Raw genomic sequence first — 19,478 nt, forward strand, 5'->3', positions numbered from 1 at the left:
GCCCGAACCCCCGGGACTATCGACGGCCACCACCGACCACCCAGACCGCGCAGATCACGCAGATCACCCAGATCACGAGAAGCGTTACCTGCCCGAAACGCTGGTTTCGCAGTCCTTCACACGGCGCTCCTAGATTCGCCCCGACGAGAGGGGTGGCGGGTGCGCATCGAGGAGCTCAACCGGTGGGACGACGTCGCGGCGGCGGCCGCCGTCCGGCCCTGCGTCGACATCGACTCCTGGGTCGACGCCGTCGTCGCCGGCCGTCCCTACGCCGACGCGGACGCCGCGGTCGCCGTGGCCCGGGCGCAGGCGACGACGTGGACCGACGCCGAGGTCGAGGCCGCGCTGGCCGACCACCCGCGCATCGGCGAGCGCCACCAGGGCTCCGGCACTAGCGCCGGGATGAGCCGGGCCGAGCAGGCCGGCGTCCCCGACGACGCCGACGTGCGGACCCGGCTCGCCGACGGCAACCGCCGCTACGAGGAGACGTTCGGGCGGATCTACCTGGTGCGCGCGGCGGGCCGCTCGGCCGAGGAGCTGCTCGACCTGCTCGAGACGCGGCTGGCCAACGACCCGGCCAGCGAGCTCGACGTCACCCGTGGCCAGCTCGCCGAGATCGCCGTCCTCCGCCTGCGCGGCCTGCTCTCCAGCCAGGATGACGCATGAGCACCCTCTCGACCCACGTCCTGGACGCCGCCCTCGGCGACCCCGCCGCCGACCTCGGCGTCACCCTGCACCGCGTCGGCGACCCGACCGGGGACCGGCTGGCCGAGGCCGTGACCGACGACGACGGGCGGGTGGGCTTCGACGTCGACCTCGCGGGCGGCGTCCACGAGCTCCGCTTCGCGACCGGCCCGTGGTTCGCCGCGGCGCACCGCGACACGTTCTTCCCCGAGGTCACCGTGGCCTTCGAGGTCGAGGCCGGACGAGCACACCACCACGTGGCGCTGCTGCTCAGCCCCTACTCCTACACGACCTACCGAGGCAGCTGACATGAGCGACGCCGAGCCCGCCCGGATCGTCCTGGGCGCCAACCAGTACGGCAAGGCCGAGTGCCGCCTGGTCCGCATCACGCGCGACACCGCCGTGCACGAGATCGAGGACCTCAACGTCACCTCGCAGCTGCGTGGCGACTTCGGGGCCTGCCACACCGACGGCGACAACTCCCAGGTGGTCGCGACCGACACCCAGAAGAACACCGTCTACGCCTTCGCGAAGGAGCACGGCGTCGGCTCGCCGGAGGCGTTCCTGCTGACCCTCGGCCGGCACTTCGTCGACGGTTTCGCGTGGGTGGACGGCGGTCGCTGGGAGGCCGAGCAGTACACGTGGCAGCGGATCCTCGCCGACGGCCAGCCGCACGACCACGCCTTCGTCCGCCAGGGCCAGGAGACACGGACGACGGTGGTGCAGCTGGCCGACGGCGCGACGCACGTCGTGTCGGGACTGAAGGACTGCGTCGTCCTGAAGTCGACCGGCTCGGAGTTCCACGGGTTCCCGCGCGACCGCTTCACGACCCTGCAGGAGACCGACGACCGGATCCTCGCGACCAGCGTCACCGCGTGGTGGCGCTACTCCGACCCGACGCCGGACACCGACTACAACGGCCTGTACACCGCCATCAGGGACACCCTGCTCTCGACGTTCGCGACCGTGCACTCCCTCGCCCTGCAGCAGACGATCTTCGAGGTCGGCAAGGCGATCCTCGAGACCCACCCCGAGGTGGCCGAGGTGCGGATGTCGTGCCCGAACAAGCACCACTTCCTGGTCGACCTGACCCCCTTCGGCATGGAGAACCCGAACGAGGTCTTCTTCGCCGCCGACCGGCCCTACGGGCTGATCCAGGCGACCATCCAGCGCGAGGGCGACCCCGGGGTGCCCGCCGCCTGGGCGAGCGTCCCCGGTTTCTGCTGATGCGCATCGACGCCGTCCAGGGCCGCCAGGTCCTCGTCGACGGGGAGTTCCGGCCGGCGACCCTCGTCGTGCACCACGGACGGATCGCCTCGATCGAGCCCCTCGACCAGGACGCGGAGGGCGTCGTCGTGCGGGTGCCCGACTCGGCGTACGTCGTCCCGGGCGTCGTGGACACCCACGTGCACGTCAACGAGCCCGGTCGCACCGAGTGGGAGGGCTTCGTGTCCGCCACTGAGGCGGCCGCGCTCGGGGGCGCGACCACCCTCGTCGACATGCCGCTCAACTCGGTCCCGCCCACGACCACGATCGCGGGACTGCGTGCCAAGCAGGCCGCGGCCGAGGGTGAGCTGATGGTCGACGTCGGCTTCTGGGGCGGTGCGGTGCCGGGCAACGTGCCCGACCTCGCGCCGCTCTGGGAGGCCGGGGTCTTCGGCTTCAAGTGCTTCCTCGCGCCGTCGGGCGTCGACGAGTTCCCGCCGCTGGACCCGACGCAGTTCACGGCGGCCTTGCGCGAGATCGCCTCGTTCGACGGCCTGATGATCGTGCACGCCGAGGACGCCGCCGTGCTGGAGTCGGCGCCGAGCCCCCCGAGCCGGGCCTACGCCGACTTCGTGGTCTCCCGCCCGGACCGGGCGGAGGTGGCGGCGATCCAGCAGGTGCTCGACGGGGCGCGGGAGACCGGCGCGCGCGTGCACGTGCTGCACCTCTCCAGCGCCCGTGCGCTGGGCATCATCGCCGACGCCCGGGCCGAGGGCCTGCCCGTGACCGTCGAGACCTGCCCGCACTACCTGTGCTTCGCGGCCGAGACCATCCCGGACGCCGCCCCGCAGTTCAAGTGCTGCCCGCCGATCCGCGACGCCGCCAACCGCGAGGAGCTCTGGCAGGCGCTGCGCGCCGGGATCATCGACACGATCGTCAGCGACCACTCCCCCGCGACCGCGGAGGAGAAGCAGCGCGGCGGCGGCGACCTCCAGCAGGCGTGGGGCGGCGTGTCCGGCCTCCAGGTCGGCTTCAGCGCCGTCGCCCAGGAGGCGCGACGGCGCGGGATCCCGCTCAGCGACGTCAGCCGCTGGATGTCGCGCAACACCGCCGACCTCGTCGGGCTCGCGCGCAAGGGCCGGATCGAGGTGGGCGCGGACGCCGACCTCGCCGTCTACGACACCGGCGTCGACTTCCGCATCGAGGCCACCCGCCTCGCCCACCGCAACCCGATCTCCGCCTACGACGGCCTCCGCCACGGCGGCCGCATCACGCGCTCCGTCGTCCGCGGCAACGCCATCGACGTCGAGCGCCCCGACCACGGCTGGGGTCGTCAGCTCCTGCGCCCCTGAGCACGGCCCGGAGGGTCGTCGGCGCTGTCAGGCCTGCGCGTCGAGGACGACGACGACCTTGCCCGTGAGGGTTCCCTCGGCCGCACGTGCGTGCACCGACGCGAGGTCGGCCAGCGCCACCCGCTCGGCGACGTCGACGACGAGGTCGCCGCGGTCGACCCGGGCCACGAGCTCGCCGAGCTGCGCCGCGTCGCTGCGGACGTAGAGGTCGATGCCGCGCACGCCGCGCGCCTCGTCGCTCGGGGCGGGCATCCAGACGGTGGTGTTGACCACGACGCCGCCGTCGCCGACCAGGGTGGCCAGCGCCGCGAGCTGCTCGGGCGAGACCGGGGCGAGGTTGAGCAGGACGTCGACCGGCTCGGTCACCGCCGCACCGACCTCGGAGGCGGTGTGGTCGACGACCTCGTGGGCGCCGCGGGCGAGCAGGGTCTCCCGGCTCCGGGCGCTGCCCGTGGCGATGACGTGGGCGCCGGCGGACCTCGCGAGCTGGACGGCGTGGAGGCCCACCGCCCCGCTCGCGCCGTTGACCAGGATCCGTTGGCCGGTCCTGAGGTCGGCGTGCTCGAAGAGGGCCTGCCACGCGGTGAGGCCGACGAGGGGGAGCGCTGCCGCGTCGGCGAGCGCGATCGAGGTCGGGGCGGCCGCCAGCGCGTCGGCCGGCGCCAGGACGTGGTCCGCCGAGGCTCCGTCGACGACGAAGGGCAGGAAGCCCACGACCCGGTCGCCGACCTGCAGGTCGTCGACGCCGTCCCCGAGCGCGTCCACGGTCCCCGCGACGTCCAGGCCCGGGGTGTGGGGCAGCGTGAGCGGCATCGGTCCCTGCATGGAGCCCGCACGGATGGTGGCGTCGACGCCGTTGAACGTCGTGCCGGCGACACGGACGCGCACCTGGCCGGTGCCGGGCACCGGCAGGTCGACCTCCTCGAGGCGCAGGACGTCGGAGTCGCCGTACTGGTGGAAACGGATGGCCTTCATGGCGTACCTCTCTGGTCAAGGTGCTTCGAAGTGGAAGCACATCGCCGACGCTACATCTAGTTTGAGTTCGAAGCAACCATTTCGAAGATGAAGTAGTTGTAACCTGGGTCCATGCCTGACCCGTCCACGCCCCTCGACTCCGTCCAGCTCGGCGCCTACTTCGCCCTGATGGACGTGGCGGGCCTGCTGCGCCACGCGGTCGAGCAGCAGCTGCGTGACGACGGCGACCTGAGCTACGTGCAGTTCCAGCTGCTGGCGCGCCTGACCCTCGACTCGCCGGGCGGGAGCGAGCGGATGACCGACCTCGCCGACGGCGTCGTCTACAGCCGCAGCGGCCTGACCTACCAGGCCGGCCTGCTCGAGAAGGCGGGCCTCGTCGTGCGCGCGCCGTCGGTCGCCGACGAGCGGAGCGTCACCGTGACCGTCACCGACGCCGGTCGCTCGAGGATCGCGCAGGTCCTGCCCGGCCACGTCGAGGTCCTGCGCGAGCAGCTCTTCGCGGCCCTGTCGGACGCCGGGGCCGCGACCCTGGGCGACCTGCTGACGCCGGTGCGCGACCACATGCGGGCGGCTCCCCCGCGCTCGGCCGGCCCCCGCCGGCGGCGCTGAGACGCGCGCCCGGAAATCGCAACCCAGGAGCACCCCAGGCGAAACAGTCGAGAAACAGTCGTTTCTTAGCGTCCGGGCATGAGCACCCCTCCCGGCCAGGTCGACCCGCCGCCGCGGCTGCTCATGGGGCCGGGGCCGATCAACGCCGACCCGCGGGTGCTGCGGGCGATGTCGGCGCAGCTCGTGGGCCAGTACGACCCGTGGATGCGCGCGGCGATGGCCGAGACCAGCGCGCTCTACCGCGACGTCTTCCGCACCGCGAACGAGCAGACCCTGCTGGTCGACGGCACCTCTCGCGCCGGGATCGAGGCGGCGCTGGTCAGCCTGGTCGAGCCGGGGGACGTCGTCCTGGTGCCGGTGTTCGGCCGGTTCGGTCACCTGCTGGTCGAGATCGCCACCCGCTGCGGCGCGGAGGTGCACACGATCGAGGTGCCGTGGGGCCAGGTGTTCACCCCCGAGCAGGTCGAGGAGGCCGTGCTCGCGACCCGCCCGAAGGTGCTCGCCGTCGTCCAGGGCGACACGTCGACCACGATGTGCCAGCCGCTGGCCGACCTCGGCGAGATCTGTCGCCGCCACGACGTGCTCCTCTACTGCGACGCCACCGCCTCCCTCGGCGGCAACACGTTCGAGACCGACGCGTGGGGCCTGGACGTCGTCACGGCCGGCCTCCAGAAGTGCCTCGGCGGACCCTCCGGATCGGCACCGACCACGATCTCGCCCCGGGCGGCCGACGTGATCGGCGCCCGCACGCACGTCGAGGAGGGCATCCGGGAGCCGGGTGACGTCGACCTCGGGACGCCGATCGCCTCCAACTACCTCGATCTCGCCATGATCATGGACTACTGGGGCCCGCGCGCGCTCAACCACCACACCGAGGCCACGACCATGCTCTACGGCGCCCGCGAGTGCGCCCGGCTCCTCGTCGAGGAGGGCCTCGACGAGGCCGTGGCGCGACACGCCCGGCACGGCGCCGCGATGCTCGAGGGCCTCCGGGCCTGCGGGCTCACCGTCTTCGGCGACGTCGCGCACAAGATGCACAACGTCGTCGCCGTCCACGTCCCCGACGGCGTGCCCGGCGACACCGCCCGCGCCGCGCTGCTGACCGACTTCGGCATCGAGATCGGGACGTCGTTCGGACCGCTGCACGGGAAGGTCTGGCGGGTCGGGACGATGGGCCACAACGCCCGCACCGACGCCGTCCTCACCACCCTGGCCTGCCTCGAGCAGGTCCTCCGCGCGTACGGCGCCCCCGTCACCCCCGGCGCCGGTGTCGGCGCCGCGCGTGAGGTCTATGCGGGGGCGACCGCGTGAGGGCGGCCGAGGTCCTGGCCCGCTGCGCGACGCTCGACCGGTTCACCTCGCTGCCGCGCGGACTCGAACGGGTCCACCTCTCCAAGGAGCACGCCTCCGCCAACGCCCAGGCGGGCCGCTGGATGGAGCAGGCCGGCCTGCGCACCTGGCAGGACGCCGCCGGCAACCAGTGGGGCCGCCGCGAGGGCCGCGAGCCCGGCCTGCCGGCGCTGGTGCTCGGCAGCCACCTCGACACCGTCACCGACGCCGGCAGCTTCGACGGGATGCTCGGCGTGGTGATGGCGATCGCCGTCGCCGAGCGGCTCGGGGCGCGGGTGGGGCGGCTGCCGTTCGCGCTCGAGGTGGTCGGGTTCAGCGACGAGGAGGGCACCCGCTTCGGCAAGGCCCTGCTCGGCAGCCAGGCCGTCGCCGGCACGTGGGACGACGACTGGTTCGAGCTGCGCGACAAGGACGCGACCACCCTGCGCCAGGCGTTCGAGGAGTTCGGGCTCGACCCGCGCCGCGTCGGCGACGCGGCCCGCTCCCCCGCGTCGATGGTCGGCTACCTCGAGGCCCACATCGAGCAGGGCCCCTACCTCGAGGAGGCCGACGCCTCGCTCGGCTACGTCACGCTGATCGCCGGGGCCCGACGGTTCCGGCTGTCGGTGCTGGGCGAGGCGCGGCACGCCGGTGGCACGCCGTACGAGCGCCGGCGCGACGCCCTCGTCGGCGCCAGCGAGGCGATCGTCCTGGTCGAGGAGATGGCCAAGGAGCGCGGCTGCATCGCCACCGTCGGCCGGATCGCGGTCACCCCCGGCGGCATCAACGTGATCCCGGGTCGCGCCGACCTCAGCCTCGACCTGCGTGCCCCCACCGACGAGGACCGCGACGCGATGTGGGTCGACCTCCTCGCCCGGATCCGCGAGCTGTGCCGGCGGCGCGGGCTGCGGCTCGACGTCGTCGAGAGCCACCACGCCCCGGCCGTGCACTGCGCACCGTGGCTGCAGGACGCGGTCGTCGCCGGCATCGCCACCACCGGCGACACCGCCCCGATGGGGTTGTGGAGCCGCGCCGGCCACGACGCGATGGCGATCGGCGCCGTCGCCGACGTCGGGATGCTCTTCGTGCGGTGCGGCGACGGCGTCAGCCACCACGCCGACGAGTCGGTCCGCGAGGTCGACGTCGAGGCCGGGCTCGACGCGTTCGAGGCGACCGTGCTGCAGGTCGCCGCCGTGGTCGAGGCGCGGGGCTGAGGATGCTGCCCGTCGAGCCGGTCGAGCGGATCGAGGCCAGGATCGCGCGACACCACCACACCCTCTCCCCGCAGGAGAGCCGCGCCGCGATGACGCTCCTCGAGCACCTCGACGACCTCGCGACCTACCGGGCCGCCGAGCTCGCCGTGCTCGCCGGCGTCTCCAAGGCGACGATGAGCCGGCTGTTCCGGAGCCTGGGGTACGCCGACTTCGACGAGGTGCGTGCCCACCTGCGCGCGCTGCGGGCGGCCGGCGAGCCCGGCCGCGGCGACGACGTCCCCGACCTCGCCGCGCACGCCGAGGCCGAGTCCGCGGCCATCCTGCGCGCGACCACCCAGCCGGGCGTCGCGGACGCCGCCGCGCTGCTCGCCCGCGCCGGCCGGGTGCTGGTCGTCGGGTGGCGCAACAGCCACCCCGTGGCCCTGCACCTGCGCCAGCAGCTCGTGCACGCGCGCGGCGACGTGCGGCTGGCCCCGCTGCCCGGCCAGGTGCTCGGCGAGGAGCTCGCCGACGTCGGTGCGGGCGACGTCGTCGTGGCCGTCGGCTTCCGGCGCCGGCCGAGCGGTTTCGCGACGCTCCTCACCGAGGCCGCCGGCACCGGCGCCGACGTCGTCCTCCTCGCCGACCCCACCGCGGCGCCGCTGTCGCCGCGGGCCACCACGTGGCTCGAGTGCCCCGTGCAGACCGGCCTCGCCTACGACAGCTACGCCGCCGCGATGGCGCTCGTCGGGGTGCTCGCCGACGGTGTCCTGTCGGCCTGCGGGCGCAGCGGCCGCGACCGGATCTCGGCGATCAGCCGCACCTACGAACGACTCCTCGAAGTCGAGTGAGCGAGACCTGATGGACCTGCCCGGCGTCACCTCCTTCCGTGCGGCACGCCACCGCGACGACCTGGCCCTGCGGCCCGGCGAGCGCTACGTCGCCGGCGGCACCTGGCTGTTCTCCCAGCCGCAGCCCGGGGTCACCGGCCTGGTCGACCTCACCCCGCTCGGGTGGATGCCGTGGGAGACCGTCCCGGGCCGGCTGCGGATCGCCGCGACGTGCACGGTCGCCGAGGCACTGGCCGCGCCGTGGGGCGCCGCGACCGCCGTGGCGCGCCAGTGCGCGGAGTCGCTGCTGATGTCGTTCAAGATCCAGGGCCTGGCCACCGTCGGCGGCAACCTCTGCCTCGCCCTGCCGGCCGGCGCGATGACGTCGCTGACCGCGAGCCTGGGCGGCGAGGTCGTCGTCTGGACGCCCGACGGGGGCGAGCGGCGCGAGCCGGTGACGTCGTTCGTGCGCGGCCCGGGCGAGACGTCGCTGGCGCCCGGCGAGGTGCTGCGCGCCGTCGACGTCCGCCTCCCGGCGGCGCCGCCGGTCTTCCGCCGCACGTCGCTGGCACCCCTGGGGCGCTCCTCGGCCGTCGTCATCGGCGCCGGCGACCGGATCACCCTCACCGCCTCGACGGCGCGCCCGGTGGTGATCGACGCCGCCGACCCCGACGCCGGGCTGGCCGCCGTCGACTGCTGGTACGACGACCCGCACGGCCCGCCGGACTGGCGCGCCGCGGTCACGGCCCGGCTCGCCCGCGAGGTCGCCGCCGAGCTCGGGCGGGCCGCATGAGCACCAGCACCGGCACCCGCACGAGCACCCGGGGCCCGGCATGAGGGTCAACGGCGAGGAGGTCACCGGTGCCCCGGCCCCCGGGCAGTGCCTGCGCACCTGGCTGCGCGAGCACGGCCGGTTCGAGGTGAAGAAGGGCTGCGACGCCGGCGACTGCGGCGCCTGCACGGTGCTCCTCGACGGCGACGCGGTGCACTCGTGCGTCTACCCGGCGGTGCGGGCGCAGGGCCACGACGTCACGACCGTGGCCGGGCTCGGGACGCCCGACGCGCTGCACCCCGTGCAGCGCAACTTCGTCGCCGCGCAGGGCTTCCAGTGCGGCTTCTGCACCGCCGGCTTCGTGACCACGGCCGCCGCCCTGGCCGACGCCGACGGCGTCGTCACCGGTCTCGACGGGGCCGACATCGAGCGCACCTTCAAGGGCAACCTGTGCCGTTGCACCGGCTACCGCGCGATCCGCGACGCGCTCGCGGGCCGCACCAACGTGCAGCCCGGGGCCGGCTTCGGCGGCTGCACGCCGGCACCCGCAGGCCCGCGCCTGGTCACCGGGACCGAGCCGTTCACGCTCGACGCGACCGAGCACGGCGTCCTGCACCTGCAGGTGCTCCAGTCACCCCACGCCCACGCGCGGATCCGCGACATCGACACGACCGCGGCCTCCGCGCTGCCCGGCGTCCACCTGGTGCTCACCCACCGCGACGTGCCCGACGTCCTCTACTCGACCGGGCGGCACGACAGCCGGCTCGACGACCCCGACGACACCCGGATGCTCGACGACGTCGTCCGGTTCCACGGGCAGCGGGTCGCGGCCGTCGTCGCCGACACCGTGGCGATCGCCCAGCGGGCCGCCGCGATGGTCCAGGTCGACTACGAGGTGCTGCCCGCCGTCCACGACCCGCAGGCGGCCCGCGAGGCCGGCGCTCCGCTCGTGCACGGCGAGAAGGACGCCGTCCGCTCGCGCATCGCCGACCCGGGCCGCAACGTCGTCGCCGCGACCCACGGCGAGGTCGGCGACGTCGCCGCCGGGCTGGCCGCCGCGGCGGCCACGGTGCGCGGCACGTGGCAGACCGGACGGGTCAACCACGCGCAGCTGGAGACCCACGGCGCCCGGTCGTGGCTCGACGAGCGGGGCGCGCTCGTCGTCCGCACGAGCAGCCAGGTGCCGTTCCTCGTGCGCGACGAGCTGGCCCACGTCTTCGGCATCCCGCCGGACCGCGTGCGGGTCTTCACCACCCGCGTCGGCGGCGGCTTCGGCGGCAAGCAGGAGCTGCTCGTCGAGGACCTCGTCTGCCTGGCCACCCTGCTCCTGGCCCGCCCCGTGCAGTGGGAGCTCACTCGCGAGCAGCAGTTCACGCTGGTGCCGGGCCGGCACCCGATGCGGGTGCAGGTCGAGGCCGGCGCCGACGCCGACGGCCGGCTGACCGCGTTGCGCGTCGACGTGCTCAGCGACACCGGCGCCCACGGCAACCACGCCGTCGGCGTGCTCCTCCACGGCGTGCACGAGTCGGTCGCGCTCTACCGGTGCGCCAACAAGAGGGTCGACGCCGAGTCGGTCTACACGCACAACCCGCCGTCCGGCGCGTTCCGCGGCTACGGGCTCGGGCAGGTCGGCTTCGCCGTCGAGGGTGCGCTCGACGAGCTGGCGCGCGAGCTCGGGCTCGACCCGGTCGAGCTGCGCCGCCGCAACGTCGTCGTGCCCGGCGACGAGTTCGTCGTCAACGGCGCCCCCGACACCGACCTCCTCTACGGCAGCTACGGGCTCGACCAGTGCCTCGACCTGGTCGGGAGCGCGCTCGCCGACGGCTCCGGCGACCCGGCGCCCGACGGCTGGCTCGTCGGGGAGGGCACGGCGGCCGCGATGATCGCCACCATCCCGCCGCGCGGTCACCACGCCGACGTCGTCCTGACCATGGAGGTCGACGGCACCGTGACGCTCGACGTCGGCACGGCGGAGTTCGGCAACGGCACGGCGACCGTGCACACCCAGATCGTCGCCGCCGAGCTCGGCGTGCCGGTCGAGCGCGTCGTGCTCCGCGGCTCCGACACCGCACTCGTCGGCCACGACACCGGCGCGTACGGCTCGGCCGGCTCCGTCGTCGCCGGACGCGCGGTCGCGGCGGCGTGCCGGGCGCTGCGCGAGCGGCTCGACACCATCACCCCGCCGCTGGTCGCGCCGGTCACCGCGAGCGGCGAGCACCACGGGACGCCGCGCTCGGTCGCCTTCAACGTGCACGGCGTCCGGGTGGCCGTCGACCCGGGCACCGGCGAGCTCCGCGTGCTCCGATCGGTGCACGCCGCGGACGCCGGCGTCGCGATCAACCCCGAGCAGCTGCGCGGCCAGGTCGAGGGCGGCGTCGCGCAGGCGATCGGCTCCGCGCTCTACGAGGAGGTCGTGCTGCGCGACGGCGAGGTGCTCACCCGCAGCCTCCGCGACTACCGGGTGCCGCAGATGGGCGACGTGCCGGAGACCGAGGTGCTGTTCGCCGACACCTACGACGACCTCGGCGTCCGCGGCGCGAAGTCGATGAGCGAGGCGCCCTACAACCCGGTCGCCCCGGCCCTGGCCAACGCGGTCCGCGACGCCCTCGGCGTCCGGCCCTTCGAGCTCCCGCTCAGTCGCGACCGGCTGTGGCGCCTCGCCGGCTCGGCCGGCACCACGCCTGCGACCCGCGTCTCCGCCCACGCCCCCGAGGAGTCCCCGTGACCACGCCCGCACCCGACCCCGCCTCCGACCAGACGTGGCTCGCCCGCGCCGTCGAGCTCGCCGTGGCCAACGTCGCCGACGGCGGCGGCCCGTTCGGCGCGGTCGTCGTGCGCGACGGCGTCCTGCTGTCCACCGGCCAGAACCGCGTCACCCGCGACCTCGACCCGACCGCGCACGCCGAGGTGCTCGCGATCCGCGCGGCGTGCGCCGAGGTCGGCGACTTCTCGCTGGCCGGCTGCGTGCTCTACGCCTCGTGCGAGCCGTGCCCGCTGTGCGTCTCGGCGTCGCTCTGGTCGCGGGTCGACCGGGTGGTCTACGCCGCCGACCGCGACGACGCCGCCCGCGGCGGCTTCGACGACCGCGCGTTCTACGAGCTGTTCGCCCAGGAGCGCTCGAGCTGGCCGATGCCGGTCGACGCCGCCGCGACCGACGGCTCGTTCGCGCCGTTCGACGCCTGGCTGACGAACGTGGCCCGCACGCACTACTGAGGGCGGGGGGCCGCCCGGGCCGCGATACTGGTCGCATGACGTCGCGGGGACAGGTGCGGATCTGGCACGACGGGGCCGGATGGGGAGTCATCGACTCCGACGCCACACCCGGCGGCTGCTGGGCGCACTTCTCCGTCGTCCTCGTCGGTGGCTACCGCCAGCTCACGCCCGGGCAGGCCGTGACGTTCACGTTCGAGACCGCCGAGCAGGACGGTTTCGCGTTCCAGGCCCTCGAGGCCTGGCCGGCCGACCAGGACCCGGTGCGCACCGAGGCTACCGACGCCGGAGGCTCCGGGGCCATGCGCTCCACGCTGACGCTCACCTTCGACGACGGACGTCAGGACGAGACCGACACCCGCTGACCTTGCCACCGGGGAGAGTGACGCGTTCGTTCCACGAGCCCGACCGACCGCGGGCCTGACGCGGGTCCGCCGTTGTCCGCGCCGGGGGGGACAGACCCGTCCGTGCTGAAACGCGAGTTGTAACCAGGCGGAAACCGCGCGCGCGGCAGCCCGAAATCCGCCGTTCCTAACGTCCGTGCACGTACCCGTGAGACCCACGGTCGGACCAGGCGCCGGGGCCGGTCGTCGAGCACAGACCTCTGAGGAGACACACCATGAAGCCGTTCCAGCGCCCCCGCCGGACCCGGGCCCTCCGGTTCCCCGCCGTCCTGGCGGCCTGCGTCCTCGTCGTGACCGCGTGCGGGTCCGACGACGGCGACGACGCGTCCGGCTCCGGCGACGGCGACGGCCTCGGCGACCTGACCGTCCAGCTGTCGTGGATCAAGAACGCCGAGTTCTCGGGCGAGTTCATGGCGGACAGCAAGGGCTACTACACCGAGGAGGGCTTCGGGAAGGTCACGATGGACCCGGGTCCGGGCCCGATCGAGACGCTGGTCGCGACCGGTGACGCCGACTTCGGCCTGTCGAACGCCGTGGCCACGGCCCAGGTGATCGCGGAGGAGGACGCGCCGCTCAAGATCGTCGGCACCAAGTTCCAGAAGAACCCGTTCACCATCCTCTCCCTGGCCGACGGCGGCGACATCGCGACGCCCGAGGACCTGGTCGGCAAGAAGATCGGCGTCCAGGCCGGCGGCAACGAGACCCTCTTCGACGCCCTGCTCGAGGTGAACGGCATCGACCCGGGCGACGTCACCAAGGTGCCGGTCGAGTACGACCCGGCGCCGCTCATCGACGGCGAGGTCGACGGGTTCCTGGCCTACCTCACCAACGAGTCGATCACCGTGCAGAGCCAGGGCGTCGAGGTCACCAACCTGCCCTTCGCCGACAACGGCCTGCCGTTCGTCGCCGAGAGCGTCATCACCACCGACCAGATGATCGCCGAGGAGCCGGAGACGGTGAAGGCCTTCCTCGCCGCCGAGATCCGCGGCTGGCAGGACGCCGTCGCCGACCCCGAGGCGGGCGCGAAGCTGGCCGTCGAGGAGTACGGCGCCGACCTGGAGCTCGACCTGGACAAGGAGGTCGAGCAGGCGAACGTGCAGGACGGCCTGATCGTCACCCCGGACGTCGAGGCCAACGGCCTGTTCACCATCACCGAGGACCTCATCGACCAGAACATGGGGACCCTGGAGGCCGCCGGCATCGACGTCGACGCCGAGGACCTCTTCGACCTCTCCCTGCTCACCGAGCTGCTCGAGGAGCGCCCCGAGCTCACCGAGCTGCCCTGATCGTGACCGACTCGCTCACCGACGTCGCCGGTGCCGGCGGGGCCCTCGGCTCCACCGGCACCGGGCTGCGCATCCAGGACCTCTCCAAGACCTTCCGGGTCGGCCGCCGCAGCGTGACCGCCCTCGACGACGCCACGCTGTTCACCGACAAGGGCAGCTTCCTGTCCCTGCTCGGTCCGTCGGGCTGCGGCAAGTCGACGATCCTGCGGATCCTGGCCGGCCTCGAGCAGCCGACCTCGGGCGAGGCGCTCGTCGACGGCAGGACGCCGCGCGAGCTGCGCCGCGACCACGAGCTCGGCATCGCCTTCCAGGACGCCGCGCTGCTCCCGTGGCGCACCGTCGCCTCCAACATCCGGCTGCCGTTCGAGGTGTCGGGCGTGAAGCCCGACGAGGCGCTCGTGACCGAGCTGATCCGGCTCGTGGGCCTCGAGGGGTTCGAGAAGGCCAAGCCCGCCCAGCTCTCGGGCGGGATGCGCCAGCGCGTCTCGATCGCGCGGTCGCTGGTGGTCAAGCCGTCCGTGCTGCTGCTCGACGAGCCGTTCGGCGCGCTCGACGACATGACCCGGCAGCGGTTGAACGTCGAGCTGCTGCGCATCTGGACCGAGAAGCCCGCGACCACGCTGATGGTCACCCACGGCATCTCGGAGGCGATCTTCCTGTCCGACCGCGTCGCGGTGATGAGCCCGCGGCCAGGTCGGGTCAAGGAGGTCATCGAGGTCGACCTGCCCCGCCCGCGCACCCCCGACATGATGCGGACCCCGGAGTTCCACGCGCTGCACGACCAGGCCTCCGAGCTGCTCTTCGGCGACGCCGGCGCCGCGGTGGGCCCCGATGCCGACGAGTGAGTCGCGCCGCTCGCTGGTCGCGAGCGGCGCGGGCCTGGTCGGCCTGACCCTCTTCTGGTGGCTGGTCGCGACGGTCACCGACCTGCGGATCCCGACCCCCGTCGGCGTCGTACGGCGCATCGGCGAGTCCGGGTGGGACTTCTACTCCCACCACTTCGGCATGACCCTGCAGGAGGCGGCGCTCGGCTTCGCCTACGGCACCGTGGCTGCCGTCGTGCTCGCCTCGCTGGTGCTGCTGCTGCCGGTGCTGGAACCGGTGATCATGCAGATCGCCGTCATCAGCTACTGCATCCCGCTGGTCGCGCTGGCCCCCGTGCTCTTCATCGTCATCGGCAACCCCGAGGAGGGGCAGCGGTCCGGCACCGCGACCGCGCTCGCCGCGCTGTCGGTCTTCTTCACCACCGTCGTCGGCACCGTGCTCGGCCTGCGCTCCTCCGACCGCGCCAGCCTCGACGTCGTCACCGTCTTCGGCGGTGGCCGCTGGCAGCAGCTGCGTCGCGTCCAGCTCGTCTCGGCGGTGCCGCAGATCCTGGCCGCGCTCCAGATCGGCGCGCCCGCGGCGTTCCTCGGCGCGATCCTCGGCGAGTACGTCGGCGGCACCCAGCAGGGCGTCGCGGTCACCCTGAAGATTGCCCAGCAGAACATCGACGTCGCCCAGGCGTGGGCGATCGGCCTCGGCTGCGCGCTCGTCGCCGGCTTCTTCTACGCCGTCCTCGGCGGCATCGCCCGGGTCGTCACCCCCTGGTCCCAGGGAGCGACGACGTGACCACCATGATCACCGCTCCCGCGGCCGGCGGGGCCGCACCCGGCTCCCGGGGCGCGCTGCTGCGCGCCATCCTGCGTCCGATCGCGACCATGGCCCTGGTGCTCGTGCTGGTGACGCTGCTGTGGATCCTCGCGCTGCGCCTCTTCGACGTCTCCGACTACGTCGGCAAGGGGCCCACCGACGTCTGGACCACGCTCTTCGGCGACGAGGACTCCGCGGAGCTGCGCAGCGAGATCAGGACCCTGCTCCTCGAGACGCTCGGCGACGCGGCGATCGGCTTCGTCAGCGGCATGGCCGCCGCCGTCCTGCTGGCCGCGGTCGTGGTGCGCTACCGGGTGATGGAGAGCACCGTCATGCCGGTGGCGCTCGTCCTCCAGACCGTGCCGCTCATCGCCCTCGCCCCGATCCTGATCCTGGTCGTCGGCCGCGGCTACGCGATCGTCGCGATCATGAGCGCGATCGTCGTGCTCTTCCCGGCGCTGGTGAACATCACCGTCGGGCTGCGGTCGGTGAGCCCGCAGATGCGCGACCTGGTCACCGTCTACGGCGGCTCGCCCACGACGGTGCTGCGCAAGGTGGCCTTCCCCACCGCGCTGCCCGCGCTCTTCGCGTCGGTCCGCATCGCCGTCCCGGGCGCCATGACCGGGGCCCTGCTCGCCGAGTGGCTCGCCACCGGTCGCGGCATCGGCTACGCGGTCGTCTCGGCCGCCAGCCGCTCCCAGATCAACCGCGTCTGGGCGCTCGTGGTCGTCATCACCCTGGTCTCGCTCCTGCTCTACCTCCTCGCCCAGCTCGTCGAGGCCGCCGTCCTGAACCGGTTCGGCAAGCCGGCCCGGTCGTGACCCTCCCGTGACCTTCCCGTGACCTCGCCGCGACCGATAGCTCGAAACCGCCACGTAACACCGGATCGCTACCGTCGACCCACCGTCCCAGCTCGGACGGGAACGAGGGCGCCGGCCGGCGCCGGGACACGGACACCTCCGACGGTCGTCGAGGTCACCCACCGTCCCGAGGAGCTCCCATGACCACCCCACCCAGCACGCCGTCCGCCCCGTTCGTCGTCCCCGCCGCCGGCAGCGAGCGGGACCGGGTGCTGCGGGCGGCCGCCGGATGAGCGCCGACGCGACCGGCACGACGTACTCGACCCCGGTCCCCCACGACCCGGCGATCGACGCCCTCGTCGCCGCGTTGCCGAAGATCAGCCTGCACTGCCACCTGATCGGCAGCGTGGCGGCGGCCACCGTCGTCGACCTCGCCGCCAAGCACGGCGTCCCGCTCGAGCGCGGCGCCGACGACCTCTACGACCACGCGAGCTACGAGGACCTCGGCGAGTTCCTCCGGGTGCTCGACGTCGTCGGCTCGGTGATCCGCGACCCCGACGACTTCCACCGGGTCACCTACGAGTCGCTGACCGACGGCGGCGCGGCGCACGGCGTCCTCTACCGCGAGATCCACCTGAGCCCGCCCGGCCACCCCGGCATCTCGTACCGCCGGGTGGTCGAGGGCGTGCGCGCCGGGATGGCCGACGCCCGCACCGACACCGGCATCGAGTCCGGGCTGGTGATCGGGATCTGCCGCGAGCAGAGCGGCGCCGCGGCGGTCGAGCTGGTCGAGCAGGTCGTCGAGCACCGCTACGACGAGGTGCTCGGCGTCGGGCTCGACTACGAGGAGGTCAAGGGCCCGCCCGGGCTGTTCGTGGAGGCGTTCCGGCTGGCCGGTCGCGCCGGGCTGCGTCGTACGGCGCACTCGGAGTCCGGTCCGCCGCACCACGTCGAGGTGCTGCTCGACGACCTGGGCTGCGACCGCGTCGACCACGGCTACCACGTGGTCGACTCCCCCGAGATCACCGCGCGGTGCGTCGAGGAGCGGGTGCCCTTCACCTGCACGCCGGTCAGCTCCGACATCGGCCGCTACTCCGGCAGCGGCGACGGGTCCCACCACCGGATCCGCGAGATGGTCGACGCCGGCCTGCTCGTCACGATCGACTCCGACGACCCGCCGATGTTCGGCACCGACCCGACCCACGACTACCGGGTGCTCGCCCACGCGCTCGGCTACGGGCGCGACCAGCTCGCGGCGCTCACCCGCAACGGCGTCGAGGCCACCTGGCTCGACGCCTCCGACAAGACCGCCCTGCTCGCCCGGGTCGACGCCCTGGTCCCGCAGGTCCCCGCCACCCCCTCGCCCACCTCGGAGGACCCGTCATGACCTTCACCGTCCCTGCCGTCGACCTCGCGCCGTACGTCGGCGACGGCACGCCCGATCAGCGCGCGGCCGCCGCCGCGGCGTTCGACGATGCCGCCCGCACCGTCGGCTTCGTGCAGATCGTCGGGCACGGCATCCCGGCCGAGGTCACCGACGCCTTCGCCGAGGCGATGAACGGCTTCTTCGACCTGCCGCTGGAGGTCAAGAAGACCTACCGGACCCCGCCCGAGGTCAACCGCGGCTACGCCCCGCCGAAGACCGAGTCGCTCAGCCTCAGCCTCGGGCTGGCGCCGTCCAACCGGATGCACGACTTCTTCGAGGCCTTCAACGTCGGCGCCGCCCGTTCCGACCACCCCGGCCTCGACCTGCCGCTGCCCGACTACGCCGAGAACGTCTGGCCCGCGGAGGCGCCCGCGTTCCCGGCCGCGGTGACGGCGTACTTCGACGAGGCCGCGCGGGTGGCGCGCACGATGACGCGGATGTTCGCCGATGCCCTCGGCCTGCCCGCCGACTTCTTCGCGGCCTTCACCGACCACAGCCTCGACGTGCTGCGGATGAACAACTACGCCCTGCCGCCGGGCGAGATCGACCTCGACGGCGACCTCACCGGCATGGGCGAGCACACCGACTACGGCATCGTCACGGTCCTCTGGGCCGACCGGGTGCGCGGCCTGCAGGTGCTCGACCGCGACGGCGCCTGGCACGACGTGATGCCGGCCGACGGGGCGCTGCTCATCAACCTCGGCGACCTGATGGCGCGCTGGACCAACGACCGGTGGATGTCCACCCTGCACCGCGTCAAGCCGCCGATCGTCGACGGCTCCGTCCAGCGCCGGCGCAGCGCGGCGTTCTTCCACGACGGCAACGTCGACGCGGTGATCGAGACCATGCCCCCGTGCGTCGGCGACGGGTCGCCGTACCCTCCCATCACCGTCGGCGAGCACATCGCCGCCAAGCTCGCCGGCTCCCGCGCCGGCGTCGCCAACGCCGCCGCCGGCTCCGAGCAGCAGCGGGTCATCGCCGCCGGCGGGGCCTGAGCGGGCCGGGTCGACGTGCAGGGGTCGCGGCGCCGCTCGCCGTTCACGGCGCACCTGGTCAACAGCGTCACCGACGGCGGGGCGCCGCACGTCGTCGACGACATGCGGCGCGCGATCCTCGCCGGCGACGAGCCGCCCGGCACCCTCATCCCGATCGACGCGGTCGCGCAGTTCTTCGGGTGCAGCCAGATCCCGGTGCGCGAGGCCCTCAAGGTGCTCATCGGCGAGGGCCTGGTCGACCACGTGCCCCGGGTCGGCTACAGCGTCGCGCAGCTGACCTTCGCCGAGTTCAGCGAGCTGTACGACGTCCGGCAGGCCCTCGAGTCCTCCGCGCTGCGCGCGGCCGCACCCCGGGCGACCCCGGCCGACCACGACGTCGTCCGCCGCACCCACGAGGCGATGGCTGACGCCGTCGCCAGCGGTGACGAGCGGGCCTACCACCGGGCCTCCCGGCTCTTCCACCTCGCGCTCATCGAGCCGGCCGGGATGGCCCGACTGACGCACATGTACACCGCCGCCTGGAACATGACCGAGCCCGCCCGTCCGATGGCGCGCGTCGACGACCACGGCCGCGCGGCCTTCCACCACGAGCACGACCGGATGCTCGGGGCCTTCGTGGCCGGCGACCCCGAGACCCTCGTCGCCGAGTCCGACGCGCACTACGCCCACCTCAAGGCCGAGATCGCCCGGCTGCGCGACGACCCGGCCCTGTTCCGGTCGGCGCCGGCTATATCTCTCCCGTGACGTCGGGTTCATGCGAGGACGACGGCACCGA

20 protein-coding genes are annotated in these 19,478 nt (G+C 73.7%); 19 read left to right on the top strand and 1 reads right to left on the bottom strand.

The features are described 5' to 3' along the window. Positions 1 to 159: 159 nt before the first annotated feature. The 4 genes from uraD to allB are packed head-to-tail and all read left to right on the top strand — an operon-like array spanning position 160 to position 3,242. Positions 160 to 666: a 2-oxo-4-hydroxy-4-carboxy-5-ureidoimidazoline decarboxylase gene (gene uraD, locus E4623_RS04810; protein ID WP_134765318.1), complete on the top strand. Its 507-nt coding sequence runs from the start codon at positions 160 to 162 to the stop codon at positions 664 to 666. Next, positions 663 to 992 carry a hydroxyisourate hydrolase gene (uraH, locus tag E4623_RS04815; protein WP_134765319.1) on the top strand — a complete coding sequence of 110 codons (330 nt, stop codon included), beginning with the start codon at positions 663 to 665 and terminating at the stop codon, positions 990 to 992. Before uraD ends, uraH begins: the two co-directional genes overlap by 4 nt. Before the next feature lies 1 nt (position 993). Beyond that, complete coding sequence (gene pucL / locus E4623_RS04820) at positions 994 to 1,911, top strand: factor-independent urate hydroxylase (protein WP_134765320.1); 918 nt, start codon at positions 994 to 996, stop codon at positions 1,909 to 1,911. Continuing rightward, complete coding sequence (allB, locus tag E4623_RS04825; protein WP_134765321.1) at positions 1,911 to 3,242, top strand: allantoinase AllB; 1,332 nt, start codon at positions 1,911 to 1,913, stop codon at positions 3,240 to 3,242. The genes pucL and allB overlap by 1 nt, the downstream gene beginning before the upstream one ends. A gap of 27 nt (positions 3,243 to 3,269) precedes the next feature. Here allB and E4623_RS04830 read toward each other — a convergent pair whose 3' ends face one another. Further along, on the bottom strand, positions 3,270 to 4,217 hold the full coding sequence (locus E4623_RS04830) for an NADP-dependent oxidoreductase (RefSeq protein ID WP_134765322.1): 948 nt from the start codon (positions 4,215 to 4,217) through the stop codon (positions 3,270 to 3,272). Positions 4,218 to 4,328: 111 nt separating this feature from the next. On the opposite strand from E4623_RS04830, the gene E4623_RS04835 reads away from it, so the two are divergent. From E4623_RS04835 to E4623_RS04905, 15 genes are all read left to right on the top strand, one after another. Next, the gene (locus E4623_RS04835; RefSeq protein ID WP_134765323.1) at positions 4,329 to 4,826 is read left to right on the top strand and encodes a MarR family transcriptional regulator; all 498 of its coding nucleotides are present in this window, start codon (positions 4,329 to 4,331) and stop codon (positions 4,824 to 4,826) included. A gap of 78 nt (positions 4,827 to 4,904) precedes the next feature. After that, on the top strand, positions 4,905 to 6,137 hold the full coding sequence (locus E4623_RS04840) for an alanine--glyoxylate aminotransferase family protein (protein WP_245154868.1): 1,233 nt from the start codon (positions 4,905 to 4,907) through the stop codon (positions 6,135 to 6,137). Continuing rightward, entirely contained in the window at positions 6,134 to 7,369 is a 1,236-nt protein-coding gene (locus tag E4623_RS04845; protein ID WP_134765324.1) for an allantoate amidohydrolase, read from the top strand. The genes E4623_RS04840 and E4623_RS04845 overlap by 4 nt, the downstream gene beginning before the upstream one ends. A 2-nt stretch (positions 7,370 to 7,371) precedes the next feature. Continuing rightward, the gene (locus E4623_RS04850; protein ID WP_134765325.1) at positions 7,372 to 8,199 is read left to right on the top strand and encodes an SIS domain-containing protein; all 828 of its coding nucleotides are present in this window, start codon (positions 7,372 to 7,374) and stop codon (positions 8,197 to 8,199) included. 10 nt (positions 8,200 to 8,209) lie between these two features. After that, positions 8,210 to 8,971, top strand: a complete 762-nt coding sequence (locus E4623_RS04855) for an FAD binding domain-containing protein (RefSeq protein WP_134765326.1) — start codon at positions 8,210 to 8,212, stop codon at positions 8,969 to 8,971. 40 nt (positions 8,972 to 9,011) lie between these two features. Next, positions 9,012 to 11,675 (top strand): molybdopterin cofactor-binding domain-containing protein, encoded by a 2,664-nt coding sequence (locus tag E4623_RS04860; protein ID WP_134765327.1) that lies wholly within the window; start codon positions 9,012 to 9,014, stop codon positions 11,673 to 11,675. Beyond that, positions 11,672 to 12,163: a nucleoside deaminase gene (locus tag E4623_RS04865; RefSeq protein WP_134765328.1), complete on the top strand. Its 492-nt coding sequence runs from the start codon at positions 11,672 to 11,674 to the stop codon at positions 12,161 to 12,163. Before E4623_RS04860 ends, E4623_RS04865 begins: the two co-directional genes overlap by 4 nt. A gap of 35 nt (positions 12,164 to 12,198) precedes the next feature. Beyond that, entirely contained in the window at positions 12,199 to 12,525 is a 327-nt protein-coding gene (locus E4623_RS04870; protein ID WP_134765329.1) for a cold shock domain-containing protein, read from the top strand. Between the two features lie 254 nt (positions 12,526 to 12,779). Then, the gene (locus E4623_RS04875) at positions 12,780 to 13,850 is read left to right on the top strand and encodes an ABC transporter substrate-binding protein (RefSeq protein WP_134765330.1); all 1,071 of its coding nucleotides are present in this window, start codon (positions 12,780 to 12,782) and stop codon (positions 13,848 to 13,850) included. A 2-nt stretch (positions 13,851 to 13,852) separates the two neighbouring features. Further along, positions 13,853 to 14,695 carry an ABC transporter ATP-binding protein gene (locus E4623_RS04880; protein WP_134765331.1) on the top strand — a complete coding sequence of 281 codons (843 nt, stop codon included), beginning with the start codon at positions 13,853 to 13,855 and terminating at the stop codon, positions 14,693 to 14,695. Next, a complete protein-coding gene (locus tag E4623_RS04885; RefSeq protein WP_134765332.1) occupies positions 14,682 to 15,461 on the top strand; it encodes an ABC transporter permease subunit in 780 nt (259 codons plus the stop codon). Before E4623_RS04880 ends, E4623_RS04885 begins: the two co-directional genes overlap by 14 nt. A 5-nt stretch (positions 15,462 to 15,466) precedes the next feature. Further along, positions 15,467 to 16,303 carry an ABC transporter permease subunit gene (locus E4623_RS04890; RefSeq protein WP_134765454.1) on the top strand — a complete coding sequence of 279 codons (837 nt, stop codon included), beginning with the start codon at positions 15,467 to 15,469 and terminating at the stop codon, positions 16,301 to 16,303. A gap of 268 nt (positions 16,304 to 16,571) precedes the next feature. Beyond that, entirely contained in the window at positions 16,572 to 17,669 is a 1,098-nt protein-coding gene (gene add, locus E4623_RS04895; RefSeq protein WP_134765333.1) for an adenosine deaminase, read from the top strand. Then, positions 17,666 to 18,703 carry a 2-oxoglutarate and iron-dependent oxygenase domain-containing protein gene (locus E4623_RS04900; RefSeq protein ID WP_134765334.1) on the top strand — a complete coding sequence of 346 codons (1,038 nt, stop codon included), beginning with the start codon at positions 17,666 to 17,668 and terminating at the stop codon, positions 18,701 to 18,703. Before add ends, E4623_RS04900 begins: the two co-directional genes overlap by 4 nt. A 15-nt stretch (positions 18,704 to 18,718) precedes the next feature. After that, on the top strand, positions 18,719 to 19,447 hold the full coding sequence (locus tag E4623_RS04905) for a GntR family transcriptional regulator (RefSeq protein WP_134765335.1): 729 nt from the start codon (positions 18,719 to 18,721) through the stop codon (positions 19,445 to 19,447). Positions 19,448 to 19,478: the final 31 nt, after the last annotated feature.

This window comes from Nocardioides sp. 1609, from assembly GCF_004522105.1.
In the GTDB taxonomy this organism is placed as follows: Bacteria; Actinomycetota; Actinomycetes; order Propionibacteriales; family Nocardioidaceae; genus Nocardioides.

Coding starts and splice junctions, on each gene's coding strand:
- E4623_RS04875 (WP_134765330.1), top strand. CDS start 12,780: ATGAAGCCGTTCCAGCGCCCCCGCCGGACCCGGGCCCTCCGGTTCCCC.
- pucL (WP_134765320.1), top strand. CDS start 994: ATGAGCGACGCCGAGCCCGCCCGGATCGTCCTGGGCGCCAACCAGTAC.
- E4623_RS04870 (WP_134765329.1), top strand. CDS start 12,199: ATGACGTCGCGGGGACAGGTGCGGATCTGGCACGACGGGGCCGGATGG.
- E4623_RS04850 (WP_134765325.1), top strand. CDS start 7,372: ATGCTGCCCGTCGAGCCGGTCGAGCGGATCGAGGCCAGGATCGCGCGA.
- uraH (WP_134765319.1), top strand. CDS start 663: ATGAGCACCCTCTCGACCCACGTCCTGGACGCCGCCCTCGGCGACCCC.
- add (WP_134765333.1), top strand. CDS start 16,572: ATGAGCGCCGACGCGACCGGCACGACGTACTCGACCCCGGTCCCCCAC.
- E4623_RS04840 (WP_245154868.1), top strand. CDS start 4,905: ATGAGCACCCCTCCCGGCCAGGTCGACCCGCCGCCGCGGCTGCTCATG.
- E4623_RS04830 (WP_134765322.1), bottom strand. CDS start 4,217: ATGAAGGCCATCCGTTTCCACCAGTACGGCGACTCCGACGTCCTGCGC.
- E4623_RS04855 (WP_134765326.1), top strand. CDS start 8,210: ATGGACCTGCCCGGCGTCACCTCCTTCCGTGCGGCACGCCACCGCGAC.
- E4623_RS04860 (WP_134765327.1), top strand. CDS start 9,012: ATGAGGGTCAACGGCGAGGAGGTCACCGGTGCCCCGGCCCCCGGGCAG.
- E4623_RS04900 (WP_134765334.1), top strand. CDS start 17,666: ATGACCTTCACCGTCCCTGCCGTCGACCTCGCGCCGTACGTCGGCGAC.
- allB (WP_134765321.1), top strand. CDS start 1,911: ATGCGCATCGACGCCGTCCAGGGCCGCCAGGTCCTCGTCGACGGGGAG.
- E4623_RS04890 (WP_134765454.1), top strand. CDS start 15,467: ATGATCACCGCTCCCGCGGCCGGCGGGGCCGCACCCGGCTCCCGGGGC.
- E4623_RS04835 (WP_134765323.1), top strand. CDS start 4,329: ATGCCTGACCCGTCCACGCCCCTCGACTCCGTCCAGCTCGGCGCCTAC.
- E4623_RS04885 (WP_134765332.1), top strand. CDS start 14,682: ATGCCGACGAGTGAGTCGCGCCGCTCGCTGGTCGCGAGCGGCGCGGGC.